General features: G+C 58.6%; 2 protein-coding genes. Both read right to left on the reverse strand.

Annotated elements, in window-relative coordinates; genetic code table 11:
- Positions 1–994: SEL1-like repeat protein (locus AC1EJR_RS27230; RefSeq protein ID WP_477147851.1), on the reverse strand; the 994-nt coding region annotated here is incomplete at its 3' end.
- 3 nt (positions 995–997) lie between these two features.
- The coding region (locus AC1EJR_RS27235) for a phospholipase D-like domain-containing protein (RefSeq protein WP_477105626.1) at positions 998–1837 on the reverse strand (840 nt) is incomplete at its 5' end.

Raw genomic sequence — 1837 nt, forward strand, 5'->3', positions numbered from 1 at the left:
CCGTGGCGGGGTMGAGGTTCTTGGCCTTGCACAGGCGGAGGATGAGTTCATCCGACGGCTTTGGCGGTGGTTCGGCGGCTTCCTGTTCCTTCTGCCACTGGAAGGTGCCGTCCCAGGGCGGAAGCTTGGCCGGGGGCAGGGGGACGATTGTGTCGATGTCGGGGAGCTTGGGGTTTTGGCCGTCGTAACGATCTAGGAATTTGCCGATCAATTTATAGCGCTCAGACCGCTCGATATCCGGTGCGGCGCCTAAATAGTACATATCCGATTCTGGCGGCCCCCGAAATCCTTCCTCAAGAAAGGATGCTGAAAGCGCATTGCCCGCGCGAACGCCCATCTGGTACGTTTGAATTGCGTCGGCGTAGACTCCCTTATTCTGCAGATGAATTCCCAGACTTCCCGCCGCCTCACCGTGACCCTGCTCGGCTGCGCACCGCTGCATTTTCCGCGCGATATCTGGAGCTTTATCTAACGGCGCGAGAAGCTCTGCCACATACGTCTGAGCATTCGCATTACCAAGGTCGGCCGCTTTGCGAAAGTACCGCAGCGCCATTTCTTTGTCCCGCTTGAGACCGTAGCCCAGGTTCAAGTAATAGCCGATGTCGTAGTACCCTGACGGCACGCCCGCTTCGACCAACTGCGMGGCCAGGTCGACACTCTCCTTTTGTGCGAGAGGTGAAGACGCCAATCCGTGTGACACCAACTGCTGCAAGTTGTTATTGGCTTTGTAGTGACCGTGGGCAGCTGCGATCCGATAGTAGCGCGCCACCTCGTCATATTCCTTCGGCCCTTTTTTCTTTTCCAGATACCTTGCGTATCGAAACAGCGTATCGGCCTCGGGATTCAACGCCGGAAGCTGCGCGGCCTCATGCACGCAAGAGAACTCCAGGTTGGCACGGATCTGCGAAAGGTCTGGAACGGTTCTCATCGGGTTTTCCTTTGAACATGCGGTCAAGGCAAATGTGGCCAACACTAAGTTGAGGAGTATTCGCATTCGCTAATCCAAATAGGTTCGCGTGGGATCATCGCGATGGAAACCCACCAGAGAGGTACTGGGGGTCTCGCCGTTTCTTCTCCTTTCGGCGTTCATTCTGACGATGCCGTCCCATTTCATAAACGCCTCCCTAACATCTTCCTGCGCCCCTTTTCCACCGGTATGTATCCCCCACAACCGCTTCCGTAGCGGCCCCGTCACCCCCGTATGCTCATGGCAGATATTCAATTCACTATCCGCCGCCATGCTGCGGGTATTGATATTCGCCGAGCCCAGCGTCATGAACACATCGTCAATAATCATCAGCTTCGAGTGCACATACACGTGCTCCCATTTTCCGGGTGGGGAATCCGGCGCGACCAGCGTGCAGATGTGGACTTTCAGGCCGGGGATTTCTGACGGGACGATGGCCTCCTGCGGGGCTTTCATCTGATCGACCAGTTCTGCCTGTCGCTCTCGTGCCCGCCTCAGGTTCTCGATGGCCTCGGCCAGCTTCTTCGCGGTGACTTCGCTGTCCACGTATCGGCGCATTTCCTCGGCGCCCTGCATGGCTCCACGGGCCTGCTTCTCCGCCGCGACCGCCTCGTCATATTCCTTTTGCAAGGCCTCGCGCCGCTTGTCCTGCCGTTCGAGTTTCGCCACACCGGGGATGGTGTCGGCGCGGCCCAGGGCCTCCAGCATCCGGTAGGTGTTCACCGTGCCGGGGCCGATGCCCTCGTCGCTCGCATTGGTGACGACAAACAGGTGGATGGGGCCATGCTCGCCCGGGTCGCGGCCCCAGGCTATCTGCTTTGCGGCGGCCGCCTTGATTTGCTCGGCCAATGGCGGAAAGCGGAAATACTG

The sequence above is a fragment of the Cupriavidus sp. 05T42 genome (assembly GCF_056396345.1).